Origin of the sequence: Mycobacterium sp. (assembly GCF_052144515.1) — a bacterium.
Taxonomy (GTDB): domain Bacteria; phylum Actinomycetota; class Actinomycetes; order Mycobacteriales; family Mycobacteriaceae; genus Mycobacterium.
Genome location: NZ_JBKQQD010000373.1, coordinates 42953 through 60450 on the forward strand (window position 1 = coordinate 42953; position 17498 = coordinate 60450).

Consider the following 17498-nt stretch of genomic DNA (forward strand, 5'->3'; position numbering starts at 1 on the left):
CCTAACGTTCGGTTCCGCCGGCCCCGGCCGGCCCTTGGGTGAGCTGACGTGCCAGTCGCTCGGTGAACTCGCTGACCCGTGTCGGACTGTCCAGCGCGAACACCGCGGCGGTGGCGCGGTCGCCGTCGTCGTTATGCCGCACCACGATCGGAACGCCGTCGTGGCGCACTGCGTCGAACGCGTCCTCGTCGGTGATGTCGTCGCCGAGAAAGATCGGCACCATGGGTCCTGAACCCGCCTGCTGCAGGTGATCGATCACCCAGCGAAGGGTCTTTCCCTTGTCCCAGTCGATGTCCGGTCGCAGCTCGATGACCTCGCGGCCGGTCGTCACCCGAAGCGCGTGGCGCTGGCCGGCCGCGCGCACCGCCGCGGCCACTTCGCCAACTCGGTCGCGGGCGGCGTTGCGGTAGTGCGCGGCGACACCAAAGCGCTTGTGCTCCACCACAACGCCGGGTATCGATCCGAGTTGTTCGCGCAACTCGGCGGTCGCCTGTTCGAGCACCGGTATGGCTGCCGCGGCGGCGTCGTTTTGGTGGTGTGTCCCGTCCGGTGCGGTTAGCTCGAAGCCATGGCTGCCGGCGTACCAAATGCCGGGCAGGCCGACGCGCTCGGTCACATCGGCGAGGTCGCGGCCGGACAGCACCGCGACCGGACAACGCGCGGCCAGCTTCTGCAGTGCCTCGCCCGCGCCCGGGGCGAGCGTGGCCGCGTCGGGATCGTTCACGATGTCTGACAGCGTGCCGTCGAAGTCGAAGAACACCGCCGGCCGTCGCGCGGCGAGTCCGTCGATCAAGCCGAGGGCCTGCAAGGCGTCGGGCAGCTGAGCCATCCGCTGGTCACCGGTTCGCACGGTGACCTCGCGCAAGTCGGCGACTACCGTGTCGGCGCCACTGCGGCGCAGTGCGTCGCGGTGCCCCGTCCGGTCGACACCTATCACCAACGCGAACCCACCCTCGCGCCCGGTCGTGACCTTAGCGGCGTCCGTCGCGACGACGACGCACCGGCCCGGTCGCACCGCCAGTCGGCCGGCCAGCTCGACCAGTGCGCTCGCGGACACCGGGCCGTCGAGGCACAGGGCAAACAGATCGTCGACCCCGGCCGCGGACAGGACGTCGTGGCAGCCGGGGTTTGACGAGAAAACGGCGGTGCCGACGCCGATCTCTTGCAGTTGCCGGAAGAGCGTCAGCGTGGACGCCGCGTTGGCCACCACCGCGTCGAGCGCGAACAGCACCGCGTCATGGCGGCGCGGGTCGATGAGGACCGGCTCCAACTTGCCCACGACCAACCTTCTCACGGTGGTCAATTAGGCCCGTCAACGAGGCTGAGACCGGTTAGCGGCGCGCTCGCACGGTCGGTGCGGACGCCCGGCGGCGTTGCGTACCGTTAGCCAGCGCGCGGGACGAGCCCTTGCGGCGGTCTTTGGTGAACAGCAGCACGGAGTCTTGGCTGAGCGCCACCAGATGTGCGATCCCCCGGTCGATACCGGCGGCGAGCTGTTCGAGCTCGGGTGCGTCGTCGTAGCCGGCGGTGATCCCGAAAACCAGCTCATCGCCATAGCTGAGCACCGCGACTCCGGTGCTTAACTGCAGCGCGGTCGGGGGGATGGGCAGCAGGCTGTTCACCTTCTTGCCCATCAGCCCTAACTGGTGCCGTGGCCCGGGCCCATTGGTCGCCAGTGTCACGATGCCAGGTTCGGGCAGCCGAGCCAGCAGCGTTTGGACTGCCTTGGCGCACAACATGAAAGGCATGTAGTTGAGTGCTGATTCCAAGATGCCACCGGGTGTGGGCTGCTCGCTCTGCTTGGCTTTCAACCGGGTATGCACCGTGCGGAGGCGCTGAACCGGGTCGCGGTGTTCCACGGGCAGATACGGCAGCATGACCGAGGGGCGATCGGCGATTTGCTCCAGGGTGCGCAACGAGTCCGCGCGCGGCTCTTCGCCCCGGTGCAGCAGGACAGTACGGAAGCCCTCGGTGATCGCGGCGAGCGCGACGTCGTTGGCGGTCACGCCGAACTTGCGGCACACATCGTCGACGGCGGCGATGGGAACTCGTACCGTGCTGTACCGCCGCATGGTTTTGACGGGACGCACTGGCGATATCCGCGCGCCGGGCCACATCGCCGCGGCGGCGGCTCCCGCTGCCCGTGCGACTGTGCCGGCCGAAGCCCGCAGCAGTGTGTCGGCCCAATTCCGCGTGTGTGATTCCGGAACTGGTTTGACCCCAACGTGATTGGCGAACGCATCGCTGTCGGCGTCGTCAAAGAGCCGGGTGAGAATGTGGGCGGCCGAGATGCCGTCGGCCATGCGGTGGTGGACCTTCATCAAGATCGCCCACTGGTTGTGTCGCAGGCCCTCAATGACCCAGCACTCCCACAGCGGACGGTCCAGGTCCACCGGACGTTCCAGGGCATAGGTGATGGCGCGGAACAGTTCGGCGTCGTCGCCCGGCTGCGGCAGGGCCACCCGTCGCACATGGTGGGTGAGGTCGAATTCCGGATAGTCCGTCCACTCCTGGACATCCTCGAACGGTTGCGTCCGCAGTACTTGCGTATAGCGAGGTATCGCCTGAATTCGTTCTGCCAGCGTCATTTTGAGCGAATCGTAGTCAGGGACGGCGCCGTCGACGATGGCGACTGCAGCGAGCGCTAAGCTCGCCTGCCGATCTGGATCTTGAGCCTTGAGTAAGCCGGCGTCCAGTGCCGTCAGCTGCGCCATGGTCCGTCCCTGAATGTCGTTTCTTAACGTGTACCAGTATCCGTCGGGCACCCGCGCGACGGTAGGCCTGCCAGGTTAAGAACGTGTTTTGTAGTTAAAGATATGTTTAACTGCGGCGATAGCCTGCTGCGCGGTGCTGTTTGCAAATTGTCTCAGGCCGCTCTAAGGGCTCACGGCACCTTGTGCGGGTCCCATATTTCATATCGAACATACTTTCGATAGGCTGGGACCGTGGGCTGGTTTAATGGGCCGCCGAGTTGGGCGGAAATGGAGCGGGTGCTCGACGGCAAGCCGCGCCATGCCGGTGCGCCGCCTGCGGAGCACAACGACGATGTTCCCTTGTCGCGCAAGCGCGGAAGGTATGAGCCGCCCAGTGGCGAGAGGGTGGCCCGGTCGTCCGTCGCCCATTCCGTTTCGTATGCCGAGCTGCATGCGCATTCGGCGTACAGCTTCCTCGACGGCGCCAGCACGCCGGAGGAGCTGGTCGAGGAGGCCGCCCGGCTGGATCTGCGTGCGTTGGCGCTGACCGACCACGACGGCCTGTACGGCGCGGTGCGGTTCGCCGAAGCGGCCGCGGAGCTTGACGTGCGTACCGTGTTCGGCGCCGAATTGTCTTTGGGGTCTGGTGCCCGCACCGAGCAGCCGGACCCGCCCGGCCCGCATCTGCTGGTGCTGGCCCGCGGCCCGGAAGGCTACCGGCGGCTGTCGCGGCAGTTGGCCGCCGCGCATCTGGCCGGCGGCGAGAAAGGCAAGCCGCGCTACGACTTCGATGCGCTGACCGAGGCGGCCGGCGGGCACTGGCACATCCTGACCGGATGTCGCAAAGGCCATGTGCGCCAGGCGCTTTCCGAGGGGGGCCCGGACGCGGCGGGACGGGCGCTGGCCGATCTGGTGGACCGGTTCGGCGCCAGCCGGGTCAGCATCGAGCTGACCCACCATGGCCAGCCGCTCGATGCCGAACGCAACGCCACGCTGGCCGGGCTGGCGCCGCGGTTCGGCGTGGGCGTCGTCGCTACCACCGCAGCGCATTTCGCGCACCCGTCGCGCGGACGGCTGGCCATGGCGATGGGCGCGGTCCGGGCCCGGCAGTCCCTGGACGCTGCCGCCGGGTGGCTGGCTCCGCAGGGTGGTTCGCACCTGCGGTCCGGTGAGGAGATGGCCCGGCTGTTCGCGCAGCGGCCCGAGGTGGTGAGTGCCGCCGCCGAACTCGGCGAGCAGTGCGCCTTCGGGCTGGCGCTGATCGCGCCGCAACTGCCGCCGTTCGACGTGCCCGACGGCCAAACCGAGGACAGCTGGCTGCGGCAGTTGACGATGGCGGGTGTGCGCGACCGCTACGGACCGGCCGAGCGAGCGCCGCTAGCGTACGCGCAGATCGAACACGAGCTGAAAGTCATTGCACAACTGACCTTTCCGGGCTATTTCCTGGTGGTGCACGACATCGCTCGGTTCTGTCGGGACAACAACATCCTGTGCCAGGGCAGGGGATCGGCGGCCAACTCCGCGGTCTGTTATGCCCTGGGTGTCACCGCCGTCGATCCGGTGGCCAACGAGCTGTTGTTCGAGCGCTTCTTGTCGCCCGCCCGCGACGGACCGCCCGACATCGACATGGACATCGAATCCGACCAGCGCGAAAAGGTCATCCAGTACGTCTACGACAAGTACGGCCGCGACTACGCCGCCCAAGTCGCCAATGTCATCACATACCGGGGACGGATCGCGGTGCGCGACATGGCCCGCGCCCTGGGCTTCTCGCAGGGCCAGCAGGACGCGTGGAGCAAGCAGATCGGTCACTGGAACGGGCTGGCCGACTCGCCCGAGATCGAGGACATCCCGCCGCAGGTGATCGACCTGGCCACCCAGATCCGGAATCTGCCGCGGCACATGGGTATTCATTCCGGCGGGATGGTAATCTGCGACCGCCCGATCGCCGACGTGTGCCCGGTGGAGTGGGCGCGCATGGAGAACCGCAGCGTTTTGCAGTGGGACAAAGACGACTGTGCGGCAATCGGTTTGGTGAAGTTCGACCTGCTCGGGCTGGGCATGCTCTCGGCGCTGCACTACGCCATAGACCTGGTGGCCGAGCACAAGGGTATCGAGGTGGATCTGGCCCGGCTCGACCTCTCCGAGCCGGCGGTATACGAGATGCTGGCGCGCGCTGATTCCGTCGGCGTATTCCAGGTGGAGTCGCGGGCCCAGATGGCCACCCTGCCGAGGTTGAAGCCGCGAGTGTTCTACGACCTGGTGGTTGAGGTCGCGCTGATCCGGCCCGGGCCCATCCAGGGCGGGTCGGTGCACCCCTACATCCGTCGGCGCAACGGCATCGACCCGGTCGTCTACGACCACCCGTCGATGGAGCCGGCATTGCGAAAGACGCTGGGGGTGCCGCTTTTTCAGGAGCAACTGATGCAGCTCGCGGTCGACTGCGCTGGCTTTTCGGCCGCCGAGGCTGACCAGCTGCGCCGCGCCATGGGGTCCAAACGTTCGACCGAACGGATGCAACGGCTGCGCGGCCGGTTTTACGAGGGCATGCGCGAACTGCACGGCGCCACCGACGAGGTGATCGACCGGACCTACGAAAAGCTGGAGGCCTTCGCCAACTTCGGCTTCCCGGAAAGCCATGCGCTGTCCTTCGCGTCGCTGGTGTTCTACTCGTCGTGGTTCAAGCTGCACCACCCGGCGGCGTTCTGCGCCGCGCTGCTGCGCGCGCAGCCGATGGGTTTCTATTCGCCGCAGTCGCTGGTGGCCGACGCGCGCAGGCACGGCGTGACGGTGCACGGGCCGGACGTCAACGCGAGCCTGGCGCACGCGACGCTTGAGAACGCGGGAACGGAGGTGCGGCTCGGGCTGGGCGCCGTCCGCCATATCGGCGACAACCTGGCCGAGAGGCTGGTCGAGGAACGAAAGGCCAACGGCCCCTTTATCTCTCTGCTGGACCTGACCGCCCGGCTGCAGCTGAGCGTGCCCCAGACCGAGGCGCTCGCGACCGCGGGGGCGCTGGGGTGCTTTGGGATGTCCCGGCGGGAGGGGCTGTGGGCGGCTGGGGCCGCGGCCACCCAACGGCCGGACCGGTTACCCGGGGTGGGCTCGTCGCGCATCCCGGCGTTGCCGGGGATGAGCGAGCTGGAGCTTGCCGCCGCCGACGTGTGGGCCACTGGCATCTCCCCGGACAGCTATCCGACCCAGTTCCTGCGGGCGGACCTGGACGCGATGGGCGTGGTCCCCGCCGACGCGCTGGGATCGGTGCCCGACGGCGACCGTGTGCTGATCGCCGGTGCGGTGACCCATCGGCAGCGACCCGGGACGGCCCAAGGCGTGACCTTCCTCAACCTCGAAGACGAGACCGGGATGGTCAACGTGCTCTGCACGCCGGGGGTGTGGGCGCGGCACCGCAAGCTGGCGCACACGGCGCCGGCGCTGCTGATCCGCGGTCAGGTCCAAAACGCCAGCGGCGCGATCACCGTCGTGGCCGAGCGGATGGGCCGCATCAGCCTGACGGTCGGTTCGAAGTCCCGCGACTTCCGCTGATCGGCCTCGCGAGCGTGCGCAGAATGTCAGCCATTCCCGGCGTGTCGCGTACAGACGCGCACGCTCGCGGCCGAAGGCTGAGGGCTCAGGCCGTGGGGGTCGTCCAGACCTTGGTCGGGGTGATCTTCAGCCGGGTAGTGAAGTCGCCCATCATCTCCGTCAGGCCCTCCCGCTCGGCGTCGGCGCGGTACTTCGCCCAATACGGCCCGTCTTCGCGGCCGTCGACGTCCGTGGCGTCTACCGTCGCGATCCCGGCGACGACGATGACGCCGCCGCCGTTGCCGTCGGAGTCCAGGTTCAGGCTCACCTGCGGACGCGCCTTGATGTGGGCTACTTTGGCCGCCTGCGGCATCGAGTACACAACCAGATCCGCACCATCGAAATAGAACCAGATCAGCCGCGGCACCGGTTGTCCCGATTTGGAGACCGTGGTCAGCCACCCACAGTGGTCGGACGTCAGTCTGCTGGAAACTTCTTTGGTCAGTTCGAGGCTCACGACGTAACGGTAACCTCCACAGCGTGACCCTGAACCTGTCCGTCGACGAAGTCCTCACCACTACCCGCTCGGTCCGCAAACGCCTCGACTTCGACAAGCCGGTAGGCCGCGACGTGCTGATGGAATGCCTCGAGCTCGCGATTCAGGCCCCCACCGGTTCCAACTCCCAGGGCTGGCAGTGGGTGTTCGTCGACGACCCTGAAAGAAAGAAGGCGATCGGCGACATCTACCTGTCTCGCGCCCGCGCCTACCTCGGCACGCCCGGGCGCGAGTACCCCGAGGGCGACACCCGCGGCGAACGGATGGGCGCGGTCCGGGATTCGGCGACCTATCTCGCCGAGCACATGCACGAGGCGCCGGTGCTGATGATCCCCTGCATCGAGGGGCGGGAAGATACTTCGCCGTTGGGTGGGGCGTCGTTCTGGGCGTCGTTGTTCCCGGCGGCGTGGAGTTTCTGCCTGGCGCTGCGCTCCCGCGGGTTGGGATCCTGCTGGACGACGCTGCACCTGGTCGGCGACGGCGAGCGCCGCGCGGCCGAGGTGCTCGGCATTCCTTACGACGAGTACAGCCAGGGCGGCCTGTTTCCCATCGCTTACACCAAAGGCACCGACTTCCGGCCAGCCAAGCGGCTACCCGCCGAGGACGTCACGCACTGGAACACCTGGTAGGCGGAATCAGCATAATTCTAAAGCTGAATCATCCGTCTGTACCTGTCGGCCAGCATCTCGGCCGGAGGTCACCGCTGCGGCTGCGGCAGCTTTGCGGTTGGTCATGTCCGTGAGCAGAAGCCCATGCGGGCCTAGTGACCCCCGCCGGTGGTGGTTGGCCGGTAGTCTCAATGCGCTGGGAGTCGCGCGCTCGTCGGTATCCCGGTGAATCCTGCTGCCTTGTGACCTGGTTCCTGCTACCGTAATTTTTTCGGCCTAGCGTTCGAAGGTGAGGCTTGAGATGGTTCTCAACCAAGTCAAATCAACATGCGCCGTCCTATCCGTGTTGGGCGTTGCGGTAATCGCCGCCCCGCCAGCCTGGGCCGATAACGGGCAGGGCCGCCCGCAGCCTTCCCCCGTGCAGAAGGCCGAGAATCTGATCCATCCCGCGGTGGTCTACATCGAAGAGCAGCTGACTGCCTACGTGGGGAACGACAAGGGATGGTTCAACGACCTGAATCAACCGGTCAAGATGAGCTTCCGGTGCACCGGTTTCGTGGTTAATCCGGCAGGATACGTGGCAACAGCCGGCCACTGCGTGGATCCCGGCGCAGAGGGGGCGCGGGGCGACATCATCAAGGCGATCGCGCAGCAGGACGCCCAGCACGATCCGACAATCGACCCCGACAAGCTCTTTAATTTCGGGATGGCGAATTGGAAGGTCGAGGGCGCGGTTGGCGGGTCCCCGATTGACCAGACCTTCGCCGTTTTGCGCAGTGGCGCCAACGGAGACAAGCCGCAATCCTTTCCTGCTAGGGTCGTCGACTTCCGGCCGGTGTCGCAGGGCGACGTGGCGCTGTTGAAGGTGGAGGCTAACGACATGGCCTCTAGCGAGCTTGCCACCGACACCGACGTGGAGGTCGGCCAACAGATCATCTCGGTTGGCTACCCCGGTAGCACGGACAAGATAACCGACGAATCGATGGACCCCGACAACAAGGACGGCACGGTCAGCGCCAAGAAGACCGCCGGATCCGTGCCGGTCTATGAGACCAACGCCGCGCTGTCGGGCGGCATGAGCGGCGGGCCCACCGTTGGACTCGATGGCCGCGTGGTCGGCATCAACAGCCGCGGGCCCGCAGGAGAAACGCAGGCGTTCAACTTCATTGCACCCGCAGCAGGGCTCGCTGAGTTGCTCAACCGCAATGGGGTCAAGGCCCAGCTGGGCCCCCTCGACGTCCAGTTCCGCAATGGTCTCAATGATTACTACGCCGGCCACTACACATCGGCGATCGCTACCTTCGACAAGATCCTTGCGCTGGCCCCCAGCTACCAGCAGGCCGCCGTATTCAAGACGAACGCGACTAAGGCCCGCGACCAATACGGGGACGTGTCAACCTCATCAGGCTCGAAGACAATTCTCTACGTCGTCGGAGGCCTCGGCGTTGCCCTCCTCGTGATCGCCGCGGTGATCGCAACAATGGTGATTCGGCGCCGCGGTAACCGCCAGCGGACCCAACCCGCCGGTGCACCATCAGGTTTCACCGGCCCGACCCAGTATCCCACAACGAACTCCGGCCCGTTGCCGGTCTACAACCCGGCTAACTCCGGCCCATTGCCGGTCTACAACCCGGCCGGGCCACCTGACGCTACTTCCGGCCCGATGCCCGTCTTCGACCCGGCACGCCCACCCACCGCTTGGCCTGGTCCCCAGTCGCCGACCTCATCGGTCGAGCAGACCGGCCCGCCGGTGACCGCTCCGACCGCGACCGCTCCGGTGACCTTCGACTCGAGTCCCGAACCCGCCGATCGCGCCGGCCGCAACGGGCAGACCAACGAGGGCGGCAAGCTCGAGCAAATCAAAACGCTCGCGGCGCTGCGGGATTCCGGCGCACTGACCCAAGCGGAGTTCGAGGCCGAGAAGCGCAAAATCCTCGACGGGCCCTAACAGCGGGTGGCGGATGGTGGGTAGGACACACGCGCGTGGCCGCCGCCTTCAAGGTCGCAATGCTTAGACCGGTGATGACATGCCACGCATCTTTCTAAGTCATTCCAGCTTGGATAACCGGCAAGCAATTGCGTTGCGGCAGTGGCTGATTGAGCAGGATCCGCCGTTGGCCGAAGAAATCTTTCTGGACTTACATCGAGACGTCGGGATTCGTCCGGGTGAGCGGTGGAAGGATGCGCTGCGGCAAGCGAGCGCCAGCTGTGAGGCGGTGATCTGCCTGCTGTCGCCGAACTGGGAGGCCTCCGCTGAGTGCAAGACGGAATATCGGTTCGCGGAGTATTTGAACAAGCGGATTTTCAGCGCCCGGATCAGCCCGCTGATCGGTGAGGACCCGACTCGAGAGTGGCAACAGATCGATCTAGTGGGTGAGGGCCTCACCACCGAAGTCGACGTGGCCGATGACGGAGATCCGGTCGTGTTTCTTTCCGAGGGCCTCTACCGGTTGCGGCAAGGCATCGTGGGAGCTGGCATCGGCGCGGAGTCGTTCGTATGGCCGCCACCTAAAGACCCGGATCGCGCCCCCTATCGGGGATGGGAGGCCCTGGAAGAGGTCGATGCGGCGGTGTTCTTCGGTCGCGACGCCCAGATCCTGCGTGGACTCGATGCCGTGCGCGGCATGCGCACATCAGGCGTGGAAACGATGTTCGTTGTGCTGGGCCCGTCCGGGACCGGGAAGTCGTCATTTCTGCGGGCCGGGTTGCTTCCGCGGTTGCGCCGCGATAGCAGCGACTTTCTGATCCTCGACATCGTGCGGCCGAAACGCGACGTATTGACCGGCGACACCGGTTTCGCCCGAGCGATTCACGCTATCCGCAGCCGCGTTGGGCTGCGTACGCCGAGCCTGGGCGTGGTCAAACAAGCCTGCCTCAAGCCTGATGTGGCTCGTGTGCGCGGGTGGCTTCTCGAGGCGCAACGGGCGGCGAGCGCCCAACTGCTGAACAAACCCAACGAGCTGCCGCTGCCGACGCTGGTGTTGCCGGTCGACCAGGCCGAGGAACTGTTCGGCGCCGATGCCGGTGCCGAGGCGCCGCTGTTTCTGGAGCTGATCGGCGGCCTGGCCGGGGACACCGATGACGGCGTTGATGAGACCGAGCGCCTGGGCAGGCTGGGGTTGATTGCGGCGGTCACCATCCGCACCGACCGCTTCCAGGCTCTGCAGGAGGCCCCGCAGCTGGCCGGAGTTGGCAGCGTGGTGTTCGACGAACTCAAACCCATGCCGCGCACCCAATTCAAGGAGGTCATAACCGGGCCGGCCAAGCGTGCCACGCAGGGCGGCCACCCACTGCAGATCGAACCCGAACTAGTCAACAAACTGTTGGATGACTGCACCGAGGGCGCCGACACCCTGCCGCTGCTATCCCTGACCCTGGCCCGGCTGTATGAGGACTACCGCGGTGACGGCACCGCCGACGAGCAGACCCCGAACCTCAGCCTGGCCGACTATGAGGCGATGGGCGGCATGCGCCATGTGGTGCACACCGAAATCGACGGTTTGCTCGCGACCGACGGTGTGCAACGGGCGACCCAACTCGAGCTACTCCGCTCCGCATTCATTCCGTGGCTGGCCACCATCAACCCCGACAGCGACCAGGCCCTGCGGCGGGTCGCGCGGTGGAATGACCTGCCGGCAGAAAGCCGGCCGCTTTTGGAGAAGTTCGTCGCCAAACGGTTGCTGGTCGAAGACGACCGCCACGGTGAGGTCGTCGTCGAGGTTGCCTTGGAAAGCCTGCTGCGGCAATGGGATGAGCTCGCCGGCTGGCTGGCCGACGAACGTGAAGATCTCAAAGCCGCCGACAACCTGGAACGCGCCTCCGCCGCGTGGGACAAGAACGACCGCGACGACGCCTGGCTGCTGCAAGGCACTCGGCTGCTCGACGCCGAAGCGCTGGCGGACAAACCCGGATTTCGCGACCGCCTCGAACCCGCCCTCGGCTTTTTGCAGGCCTCGCGGCAACGGGATAACGAGCGCATCGAGATCGAAAAACAACACCGAGAAGCCGAACTACAAGCAGCCAAAGATCGCCAGGAGGCCGCCGAAAAACTCGCCGCTGCGGAAACCGCCGCCAAGGAGGAAGCCCAGGCGCATGCGGTGGTGCTCCGGAAACGGTCGCGCGTACTACGAGCGGTCCTGGCTGCGACCGCAATCGTGGCGATCATCGCCGTCGTCGGCTTCGGTTTGGCGACCTATTCCCGGCATGTGGCGCAGCAGCGCACTCGCGAAGCTACCGCACAGCGCGTCGCATCAGAGGCGCTGGCCATCCTCAACGGTGACCGTCCCGGTGGAGACGCCCGAGCGGTTGAGGAGATGCTGGCAGCGTCGGCCCTCTCGCCAGGAACAACTGGTGATCTCGCGGTCGCCGCCGCCCTGAAGCTCTCCTGGGCTTCCAAGGTGATTTCCCCACCCGGACGCACCGAAACCGCCGCTTACAGCCCGGATGGGCGGCGCTTCGCGTCCGGCGGTTTCGATCACACCGTGCGGATATGGGACGCCGACACGGGTGAGCAAATCGGGCCACCGCTCGCCGGGCATACGGCCAGGATCACCAGTGTGGCGTTCAGTCCGGATGGACGGCGCGTCACGTCCGCCAGCCAAGACGGCAGCATCCGACTGTGGGACGTGGCAACCGGTAAGCAAATCGGCGCGCCGATCACTGCGAGTGATCAATCACCCGCCAGCCCTTCCACGGTATGGGCGGTCGCGTTCAGCCCCGATGGATTACGCATCGCGTCCGCCGGCGCCGACAAAATGGTCCGGCTATGGGACGCAAACACCGGGCAGCCCAGCGGCCCCCCGATATCGGGTCACACCGATGCGGTGTTCAGCGTTGCATTCAGCCCTGTCGGTGACATGATCGCATCCGCCGGCCGCGACAAGACGGTTCGCTTATGGAATGCCCACACCGGAGAACCGATCGGCCAACCACTGACGGGTCAAAACGGATCCGTCCGATCTGTCGCTTTTAGCCCTGACGGGCAGCGGATCGCCTCGGCCAGCAACGACAAGACAATCTGGATATGGGATCAGGTACAGACCGGCCGGCCCGTTGGCCACGCCTTGATCGGCCATTATGTCTCGGGCCAACCTGTCGTCGGCCACACCGCAGCGGTAAACAGCGTCGGCTTCAGCAACACCGGCAGAAGCCTTGTCTCAGGAAGCGACGACGGCACGGTGCGATGGTGGATCGTGGCGTCCGGACTGTCGACACAGCTACCGGGGACTCGACCGGGAGACAGCGTGCAAGCCGTCGCGTTTCGCCCAGGCAAGCAGCTGAATCTGTTGTCCTGCAGCGCCGCCGGCGGCATCCAGCTCCGGAGCAATCTCGAGCTGGCGTTTCCGCTCGAAGATCACGAAGACAACGTGACCAGCGTTGCGTTCAGTCCCGACGGGCAGGTCATCGCCTCCAGCAGCGCTGATCAAACCGTCCGGCTGTGGCGGCTGGGGAACAGCAAAACTGGCATACCCAAGGGAGAGGTGCTGCGGGGCCACACCAAAGGCGTTGGCTGGCTTGCGTTCAGTCCCGACGGGCGACGGATCGTATCGGCCGGTTGGGACGGAACCATCCGCCTATGGGATACCGCCACCGGTACACCTATCCGCGTAATCGACAGTCACACCAAGTCGGTTGCGGCAGTGGCGTTCAGCCCTGATGGGCATCGCATTGTCTCCGCCGACGCCGACAACAACCTGCAAATGTGGAACCCGGACACCGGTCAACCGATCGGAGCTCCGTTGACCGGTCATACCGCACCAGCCGAGATCGTGGTATTCAGCCCGGACGGGCACCTCATAGCGTCGGGCTCAGACGATAGAACGATTCGACTGTGGGATGTCGCCAGTGGCAAACAAGTGGCTCAGCTAACCGATCACACCGATGACGTTTACAGTGTCGCGTTCAGTCCCGACGGGCATCGGCTCGCTTCCGCGAGCTTTGACGGCACCGTGCGAATATGGGATGTCGACGGACGTAAAGAAGTCGGCGAACCGTTAACTGGCCACGCGGGCAGCGTGTACGTGGTCGCGTTCTCGCCGAACGGACGCTACCTCGCCTCCGGCGGCGAAGACGGCACCATCCGCATATGGAACGCCGAAGACGGACATACTGTCGGCGCACCAATGAGCGCGAATAAATTCGTCGTTGACGCGTTGGCGTTCAGCGCGGACGGTAGCCGAATAGTTTCCGCTGGCTACGATGCGAACCTACACTTGTGGCCGTTTCCCGTCGATGCTCAGAAGACCCTGTGCGACGACCTCGCCGAAAACATGAGCCACAAGCAGTGGAACGAGTGGGTGTCACCCGACATCGGCTACATCAAGCAGTGCCAGCAACTGCCAATCGCCCCGGACAGCTGAGCTTCTCACCGGCGGTGGCGTGAACACTAGCCTTTCGCTTACGGTCCGATGGCCCGCTTGGCGTAACGTCGTCGCTGAGCATCACGGTTCCTTAAGCGTGTGAGTCTCGAATGATGTTGCGGGACTGGCCTTCCGGCATCTCATCACCCGCAGCAGGATGGCCGTGGATGGTCACCGTACGCTTCCCAGGCGTTGGCGCTCGGGTACAGAATTTCCTGCTTAGGATCGGGCCGCCGGACCGAGGCGTGTCAGATTCGCAACATCCGAATGCTTAAAAACCTTCTGCTGCAAGACCTTCAGGCTTCTGCGGGTAGTACGATGACCGGCGCTTATCTTGCCGAGTCGGCGCTGGTGGTCCAGTTCGGGCTGCTGGACCCAGCGGCCGAACTCGATCGCATCGACTCCGGCCGGCCCCCAGCCTGCGCAAGGGACTCTCCAAGACCACCAAAGTTCCACAAAGCTCGGCGCATCATCGCTCCTTGAGGCGCTACGTTCAGTACTTCGTAATGGATCAGCCGTCTTCGTCGGCGAGACCATCCTGGGACTGTGCCCCGGTGTTATGGTCCGATCGTGTGGTTGCCAGCTCCCGAGCGTTCGGCCTCAGGGCAGCACGAAGCGTTCGCGCAATTTGCCGATCTCCTGAGGTGACTACGTCCATACTGTTATTTGCAACGACCACCGAGTGGTAGGGCCGGAGTCGCGTTGAACAAGAGCGCACGAGAGCGGGTGCGAGATGAATGATGTGCGCGCGATCGTTATCGGCAGCGGCTTCGGTGGGGCGGTCGCCGCCCTGCGCCTCGGCGAGGCGGGTGTGGATACGATCGTTCTGGAGCGCGGCCGACGCTGGACTATCAACGACCCGTCGCGAGACGATACCTTCTCCACGTTCAAGAATATGGACCGCCGCGCGGAGTGGATGAACCCCATCTCCAAGACGCCTCTTTACGAGGGGAAACCGATCGGCAAGTATGCCGGTGTCCTGGAAGTGATTACCGGCGAGCAGCTGACCTTGCTGGCCGGCGCCGGCGTGGGCGGTGGCTCGTTGGCCTACGGCGGCATTCTGATCCAGCCGCCGGGAAAGCTCTTCCGTGAGGCCTTTCCCGAGGCCATCGACTACGACGAGATGGATCGCGTGTATTTCCCGCGTGTCCGTTCGGTCATCAAGACCGCTCCCATTCCCGATGACGTGCTCGATTCCGAGTACTACGCCGGACTGCGGGTGCTCTGCGATCATGCTCGTCGGGCGGGTTTCGGAGAGCGCGAGTCATCCACCGATCCGCGCGACGGCTTGGTGCGCTTCCCGATGGCAGTGGACTGGGACATCGTCCGGGACGAGATCGCGGGCCGGAAAGTGGCTTCGGTGATCGCCGCCGAGTTCTGGCTCGGCAACAACAGTGGTGGCAAGCAGACGCTCGACCGGGATTACCTCAGCCGGGCCGAAAAGACCGGAAACGTGAAAATCCTTCCGCTGCACCAAGTTACGGCGATCGCCGAAGCGCCGGGGGGCGGCTACACCGTTTCCTGCGACAACATCACCGAGGAAGGCGAGGTCGCCGAGCAGCTCACCCTCACCTGTGAACATCTCTTCCTGGCGGCCGGCACCCTGGGCACCACGCTGTTGCTGATGCGAGCCCGGGCCCGGGGCGCTCTACCGCACCTCAACGAGCACCTCGGCGAAGGCTTCGGCAATGACGGGGACATGTTCTTGACCCGGGGTGAGCTGTCCGAGACAACCAATCCACACCTGGGCGGCCCAGGGGCCATTGCGGTGTGCAATTACGAAAACCCAATTCGGCCCACGCTGATGATGCGGGCACCGTTTCCGCGTTTCGCCACGGATTTCCCCCGGAAAAACGCCATCGGCAGCTTTGTCTTCACGCACAACTTCAACCGGGGCAGGTTCACCTACAACGCCGCCGGCGACACCCTGGATCTGGATTTTGCGCCCGAGCCTCCCGACGCCGTCCTCCATCTTGTCGAACGCCTCAACGGGGCGGGCGGAGGGAAACTCCTATCGAGCGGTTCCCGCATTACCGGTCACCAGTTGGGAGGCGCGTGCATGGGTACGGTGTGCGACCTGGAAGGCCGCGTCGCGGGGCACCCGCATCTCTATGTCGTGGACGGGGCGCTTTTGCCGGGTTCGAGCACCTGCACCAACCCGGCCCTGACGATTGCCGCCATCGCCGAGCGTTGCCTGGACCGAATCATCCCCACCGATCTGAGAATTAACCTGACCGCCCCGCCAGCGAAGAGAGCAGCACCATGAGCGACCAAGTCAACTCCGAAAAGATTGCAAGCCAGTGGTTCTCCGCCCTCGACCGCGGCGATATCGACGCGGCCATGAGCTTGCTGGCGCCGGACGTCGAATGGGTCAACTTGCCAAAGGTACCCGGTGTCAGCGACATCATCTCCTGGCTGGGCACCTGCCACGGCGTCGAGGAAGTGCGCAACTCGTTCCGCGTGCGCGACGCCGTTGCCGAGGTTCAGCTCTTCAAGCCCGGCAAACTGATCGTCCAGGGCGATCAGGCTTTCGGCACGGTGCACGACATTTCGCGCATCAAGAGCACCGGGGCCGAGTTCGACATCGAGTTTGCGACGTGGATGCAGATCCGAAACGACAAGATCGTCAGGTGGAAGTCCTACTGCGACCCCTCGCCGATCATCGCCGCCTTCCGCTACAGGTTGGATGAGCAGTTGCTGCTGGCGATCGACGCCGACGACGTGGCCCTGGCGCAGCAGCTGCTGCAGATGGGCGCCGACGCCAACGCCCGTGACGGGCAGACCGGCTTGACCGGCCTGATGCTGGCCGCCTGCCACGCCAACGCGGCGCTGGTCGAAGCCTTGCTCGCGGCGGGAGCCGACCCGTTCACTACCGACAGCCAGACCGGCGCCACCGCGTTGCACAAGGCGGCTCAGGGCGGCAGCGTCGAGGTGGCCCGGATGCTGGTCGAGGCGGGGGCTTTCGTCGACGCCGTCACCCCGACCATGGGCCACACCCCGATCATGGACGGGCTTTGGTACAAGGGGCCGGAGTACGTGAAATATCTGGTCGACCGGGGAGCCAACCTCCACTTCGGCACCCACTACGGCTTCTCGATGATGGAGCATTTGCAATTCGAGCTGAACGTCAACACGTTGGGCAAGGAGAAACTGCTGGAAATCGATGAGACGTTCAAACAACGTGAGCAGGCCGACCAGGACGCGATCGGCAACCAGAAGGTGATGGCCGCCACCAACAATGGCGACACCGAGGCGGTGCAGCGCCTCATCGCCGAGGGCGCCGACATCAACACGGTCTACCCGCACGTCAACACCTTCTCCGACGGACATACGCCACTGCTGGTCGCCGCCCGCGATAACCACGCGGAGATCGTGCGCGAGCTCCTGGACGCGGACGCCCAAGTGCGCGTGGTCGATTGGGTCTTCAAAGGATCGCCGATCCACAAGGCGACCTACAACGGCCGGCCCGAAATCCTGCGGATGATCCTCGATCACGCCGACGTCGACATCGACGTCCAGGGACCGATCAACGGTTACACGCCGCTGCACGATGCGCTGTGGCACGGCTACACCGAATGTGCCGAGATGCTGCTGGACGCCGGCTGCCGGCTGGACCTGAAGGGGCATGACGGTAAGACGCCGCTGCAGGTGGCCATCGACGTCTATGGGCCAGACGCCGACGTCGTCAGGCGCATTCGGGAGACGGTAGGCACCACACCGGCCAAGCCCTTGGTGGGCGGCTAACCCAGGCGACGCA

At 65.4% G+C, this 17498-nt stretch carries 9 protein-coding genes and 2 pseudogenes; 8 read left to right on the forward strand and 3 right to left on the reverse strand.

The annotated features are described in order from the left end of the window. Position 1: 1 nt before the first annotated feature. Together otsB and ACLP9N_RS24515 are read right to left on the reverse strand one after the other, a co-directional pair. Entirely contained in the window at positions 2-1279 is a 1278-nt protein-coding gene (gene otsB, locus ACLP9N_RS24510) for a trehalose-phosphatase (RefSeq protein WP_442409809.1), read from the reverse strand. A 52-nt stretch (positions 1280-1331) separates the two neighbouring features. Continuing rightward, positions 1332-2714, reverse strand: coding sequence for a wax ester/triacylglycerol synthase family O-acyltransferase (locus tag ACLP9N_RS24515; protein ID WP_442409810.1), 1383 nt, complete (start codon positions 2712-2714; stop codon positions 1332-1334). Positions 2715-2945: 231 nt separating this feature from the next. Between ACLP9N_RS24515 and ACLP9N_RS24520 the strand changes: the two genes are divergently transcribed. After that, positions 2946-6239: an error-prone DNA polymerase gene (locus ACLP9N_RS24520; protein ID WP_442409811.1), complete on the forward strand. Its 3294-nt coding sequence runs from the start codon at positions 2946-2948 to the stop codon at positions 6237-6239. Between the two features lie 85 nt (positions 6240-6324). On the opposite strand, the gene ACLP9N_RS24525 is transcribed toward ACLP9N_RS24520, so the two are convergent. After that, positions 6325-6735 carry a TIGR03667 family PPOX class F420-dependent oxidoreductase gene (locus ACLP9N_RS24525; protein ID WP_442409812.1) on the reverse strand — a complete coding sequence of 137 codons (411 nt, stop codon included), beginning with the start codon at positions 6733-6735 and terminating at the stop codon, positions 6325-6327. Positions 6736-6758: 23 nt separating this feature from the next. Between ACLP9N_RS24525 and ACLP9N_RS24530 the strand changes: the two genes are divergently transcribed. From ACLP9N_RS24530 to ACLP9N_RS24560, 7 genes and pseudogenes are all read left to right on the forward strand, one after another. Beyond that, positions 6759-7403, forward strand: a complete 645-nt coding sequence (locus tag ACLP9N_RS24530; RefSeq protein WP_442409813.1) for a nitroreductase family protein — start codon at positions 6759-6761, stop codon at positions 7401-7403. 511 nt (positions 7404-7914) lie between these two features. Beyond that, a pseudogene (locus ACLP9N_RS24535) lies at positions 7915-8544 on the forward strand (trypsin-like peptidase domain-containing protein); the annotation flags it as partial. A 678-nt stretch (positions 8545-9222) separates the two neighbouring features. After that, positions 9223-9330 (forward strand): annotated as a pseudogene (locus ACLP9N_RS24540) (SHOCT domain-containing protein); the annotation flags it as partial. A 79-nt stretch (positions 9331-9409) separates the two neighbouring features. Continuing rightward, positions 9410-13741: an nSTAND1 domain-containing NTPase gene (locus ACLP9N_RS24545; RefSeq protein WP_442409814.1), complete on the forward strand. Its 4332-nt coding sequence runs from the start codon at positions 9410-9412 to the stop codon at positions 13739-13741. Positions 13742-14059: 318 nt separating this feature from the next. Further along, the gene (locus ACLP9N_RS24550) at positions 14060-14224 is read left to right on the forward strand and encodes a hypothetical protein (RefSeq protein ID WP_442409815.1); all 165 of its coding nucleotides are present in this window, start codon (positions 14060-14062) and stop codon (positions 14222-14224) included. A gap of 250 nt (positions 14225-14474) precedes the next feature. After that, positions 14475-16007: a GMC oxidoreductase gene (locus ACLP9N_RS24555; RefSeq protein WP_442409816.1), complete on the forward strand. Its 1533-nt coding sequence runs from the start codon at positions 14475-14477 to the stop codon at positions 16005-16007. After that, positions 16004-17485, forward strand: a complete 1482-nt coding sequence (locus ACLP9N_RS24560) for an ankyrin repeat domain-containing protein (RefSeq protein ID WP_442409817.1) — start codon at positions 16004-16006, stop codon at positions 17483-17485. Before ACLP9N_RS24555 ends, ACLP9N_RS24560 begins: the two co-directional genes overlap by 4 nt. Positions 17486-17498 lie beyond the last annotated feature (13 nt).